Raw genomic sequence first — 3,889 nt, 5'->3', positions numbered from 1 at the left:
GCCCGCCGCGGCCTCGCCCTCGGCGGCGCGCTCGGCCTCGGCGGCTCGCTCGGCCTCGGCGGCGCGCTCGGCCTCGCGCAGGGCTATCGCCGCGCCGACGAGGCCCAGATGGCTGAAGGCCTGGGGCATGTTTCCGAGCTGGCGCTTCGACTCGGGGTCCCACTCCTCGCTCAGCAGGCCCACGTCGTTGCGGAGCGTGAGCAGACGCTCGAAGAGGTCGCGGGCCTCGTCGAGCCGGCCGAGTCCGGCGAGTGCCGTGACGAGCCAGAACGAGCACGCGATGAAGACCCCCTCGCCGCCAGGCAGCCCGTCGTTGCTCGCCTCGGGACGGTAGCGCATCACGAAGCCGTCGGCGCGGAGCTCGCGCTGCACGGCGTCGACGGTCGCGACGACGCGCGGGTCCGAGTACGGGAGGAACCCGACCCGCGGGATGAGGAGGAGGCTCGCGTCGAGCTCATCCCACCCGTAGGCCTGCACGAAGTATCCGTGCTCGGGGTGAACGCCGTGCCGCAGGACGTCCTCGTGGATCTCGTCGCGGAGCGCCGCCCAGCGCTCGCGTGGCCCGTCGAAGCCGAACTCGTCGATGGCCTTGACCATGCGATCGGCCGCGACCCACGCCATGACCTTCGAATACACGAAATGCCGCTTCGCGCCACGCATCTCCCAGAGCCCGTTGTCCTTGCGCCGCCACGTCTTCTCGAGATGCTTCATGAGGGCCGTCTGCACGTCCCACGCGGCGTCGGTGTGCTTCCCGAGGCTCGCGCGGGTGAGCGCGAGGCCGTCGATCACCTCGCCCCACACGTCGAGCTGGAGCTGATCCGCGGCGGCGTTGCCGTCGCGGACCGGTTGCGAGGATTCGTAGCCGGGCAGCCACGCAAGCTCGAACTCGGGGAGGCGGCGCTTGCCCGTGATCGAGTACATGATCTGGAGATCCGCGGGGTCGCCCGCGACGGCGCGGAGCAGCCAGTCGCGCCACGCCTTCGCCTCCTCGGTGTAGCCCGCCTCGAGGAGGGACTCGAGGGTGAGGGAGGCGTCGCGGAGCCAACAGTAGCGGTAGTCCCAGTTCCGAGGTCCCCCGATCCACTCGGGGAGAGACGTGGTGGGCGCCGCAACGATCGCGCCCGTGGGCTCGTACGTCATGGCCTTGAGCGCGATGAGCGAGCCGCGCACCGCGTCCTCATACGGGCCGTCGATGCAGCAGCGCTTGGACCACGTGGTCCAGAACTCGGTGGTCCGCTCGAGCGAGACCTCGGCGTCGGTCTGCGGCTTGTACGGGACGTGGCTCGGCATCCAGGTCAGGACGAACGGAACCCGCTCGCCCTCCGTCATCGTGAACTCGCTGATGGTGCGGAAGTGCTTTCCCTCGAGCGGGGCGCTCGTGGTGAGGTAGGCGGAGTCGGGGCCCGCGACGGCGTGGAGCACGCCCTTGCGCCGCCGGACCCACGGGATGACGTGGCCGTAGTCGAAACGCAGCACGAGTTCCCCGCGCATGGACACCGTGCCGCTCACGCATTCGACGATTCGCACCACGTCGATCACGTCCTCGCGCGGCGGCATGAAGTCGAGGATCCGCACGGTGCCGGTCTCGGTTTCCCACAGCGTTTCGAGCACGAGCGTGTCGGGAAGGTAGCGCCTCCGGGTGCACTCGCCGCCGCTCGCGGGCGCCAGGAGCCACCGCCCGTGGTCCGGCGTCCCGAGGAGGGACGCGAAGCACGAGGGCGAATCGAAATGGGGCAGGCACAGCCAATCGATCGATCCGTCTCGCCCCACGAGAGCGGCCGTGTGCAGGTCGCCAAGGAGCGCATAGTCTTCTATCCGCGACATGTGCGCACCCTACCAAGGTCAGCTCGGCGTACGCTGACGGCATGAGCCAGGAGCCCGAAAGCACCTCCTCCTGGGCCTCGACTCCGGCCATCCGCAAGACCATGCTCGGGAACCGGTCGCGCGACACCGCCCCTGAACTTCTGGTCCGGCGGGCCGTTCACGCGATGGGGCTGCGGTATCGCGTCGCGTTCCGCCCCGAACCAGACCTGCGCCGCACGGCGGATCTCGTCTTCACGCGGGCGCACGTCGCCGTGTTCATCGACGGCTGCTATTGGCACGGCTGCCCCGAGCATTACATCGAGCCCAAGCGCAACGTGGACTACTGGCGGCCCAAGATCGCCCGGAACCGAGCGCGCGACGAGGAGACGACGGCGGCGCTCACCGAGCGTGGCTGGCGCGTGCTGCGCTTCTGGAGCCACGAGGACCCGGTCACGGTGGCAGCCGAGATCCGCCGGGCAGTGCTGGGGAACGCGCAGTGATTGGGAATGCGCTGGACGGGTAGTGAACCTGTACCTGAGCTAGGAGGTCTCAGTTTTGAAATCGTCGTCCAGCGGATGCCCAAGACCGCGCGGCCGTGCAGCGGCCGCTGACCGAGGGAGCTTGCTTCATGTCTCTTGCGGGCCGGTTGGCACGCCGGCGGATTCTCGTCACAGGGGAGGACCCGGAGCTATCAGAACGCCTAGGGGCCGTCTTTGAGCGGTGCGGGGCCGTGCTCGACGTCGAACCGGCGGACTCCGCGGACGGCACGCGCATTGCGCGCTCGGCTGCGCGTCATCTCGGGGGGCTCGACGTTCTGGTGAACACCGGGCCCGCCGTGATCCCCGAGGTAGGGGAGCGGCCCGCGGCCGTCCGCCGCGGCGTGGAGCGCGCGCTTGAGCGTTCCATGGCCCTCCTCGTGACCACAACAGAAGCAGCGCTCCCGTCGATGAACGCAGGGGCGAGCATCATCAACACCGCTGGCTTCTCGACGCACAGCCTCGTGCTGAGCCGAGGCCAGGAGGCCCTCGCGACGGCCGTCCTCGAGACGACCCGCGGGTGGGCGCAGGCGCTGGGACCGCGCGGCGTGCGGGTCAACGCCGTGGTCGGCGGGCCGCGATGGGATCCGATCCTCGAGGCCAGGCTCGACCACGGCCAGCGCCCCGCGCCCCTCACCGACGAAGAGGAGCTCGACGCGTTCGTGTACCTCGCGTCGGCAGAGTCGAGTCATGTCTCGGGTTCGGTCCTCGCCGTGGCCCGCGCCCTGACCTCGGACGAGTTGGAGCCCTCGACGGATCGGTGACCGGCTTCCCCAGCTTCTTTGTCGGCCTCCCCGACTTCCACCCCGGGTTACCCGGAATCTGCGCCGGCTTACCCACCTACTGAACCGATCTCCCCAACTCTTGGCGGCGAACCCCGGCGCGGCCCTTATAGCGCTCGGCGAGTTGCGCCGTCGTCGGTTGGAACTCGGGGAGGCTGGCCCATAAGTTGGGGAGTCTGGCCCAGAAGCTGGGGATCCGCGTCAGCGAAGACCGCGTCGAGGACAGCCCTCGCGGTGCCCTCCCACCCAGGGAGGACGAGCCGCGCGGCACGGGCCGCGGAGCGCCAGGCGGCGCGGAGGCTCCGATCCGTGAGCCACACCCGCAGGGCCTGCTCGAGTGCGTCGACGGAGCGGAGCGCCCCGACCGCGCCGGCGAGCCCCTCGCCCCCCGCCACCGTGAGCCCAAACGTCTCGCTCGCGCTCGGCAGGACGCTCAGGTCGGCGGCGAGCCACGCGTCCTCGAGTTCGGCGCCGGAGAGCTGTCCCGCGACCGTGACGCGCGAGGCCAGGGGCGGCAGCGACGCGGCGTGGTGCACCTGCCGCGCATAGGTGCCGTCGGCCCGGTCCGAACCGACGAGCCAGGCGGTCCACGGGACGTCCGCAAGCCGTTCGAGCGCCTCGAGCAGGATCAGCTGGCCCTTTCCCGGAAGGAGGGCCGCGACGCACACGATCCGCGCCGGGCGAGATCCGTGGGCCTGCCCGGCAGTTGCGACCCCGGGACGGGCGACGGCGGCCCGCACCCCGTACCGCTGTGCGAGGCGCCCCGCG

General features: G+C 70.7%; 4 protein-coding genes. 2 read left to right on the top strand and 2 right to left on the bottom strand.

Features of this window, described 5'->3' with window-relative positions:
* Positions 1-1,824, bottom strand: a 1,824-nt coding sequence (locus ACLN58_RS19165) for a glycoside hydrolase family 15 protein (protein WP_415856832.1), incomplete at its 3' end; no start/stop codon positions are given.
* Between the two features lie 41 nt (positions 1,825-1,865).
* Between ACLN58_RS19165 and ACLN58_RS19160 the strand changes: the two genes are divergently transcribed.
* Both ACLN58_RS19160 and ACLN58_RS19155 read left to right on the top strand, forming a co-directional pair.
* A complete protein-coding gene (locus tag ACLN58_RS19160; RefSeq protein WP_415856831.1) occupies positions 1,866-2,303 on the top strand; it encodes a very short patch repair endonuclease in 438 nt (145 codons plus the stop codon).
* A gap of 128 nt (positions 2,304-2,431) precedes the next feature.
* Entirely contained in the window at positions 2,432-3,103 is a 672-nt protein-coding gene (locus tag ACLN58_RS19155; protein WP_415856830.1) for an SDR family oxidoreductase, read from the top strand.
* Between the two features lie 125 nt (positions 3,104-3,228).
* Here ACLN58_RS19155 and ACLN58_RS19150 read toward each other — a convergent pair.
* Positions 3,229-3,889, bottom strand: a 661-nt coding sequence (locus tag ACLN58_RS19150; protein WP_415856829.1) for a glycosyltransferase, incomplete at its 5' end; no start/stop codon positions are given.

This window comes from Sinomonas sp. G460-2 (assembly GCF_047759905.1).
GTDB lineage: Bacteria > Actinomycetota > Actinomycetes > Actinomycetales > Micrococcaceae > Sinomonas.
This window is presented reverse-complemented; position numbering and strand designations above follow the sequence as displayed.

Bases quoted from the DNA above. Each gene is read 5' to 3' on its own strand.
- ACLN58_RS19155 (WP_415856830.1), top strand. From the start codon at position 2,432: ATGTCTCTTGCGGGCCGGTTGGCACGCCGGCGGATTCTCGTCACAGGG.
- ACLN58_RS19160 (WP_415856831.1), top strand. From the start codon at position 1,866: ATGAGCCAGGAGCCCGAAAGCACCTCCTCCTGGGCCTCGACTCCGGCC.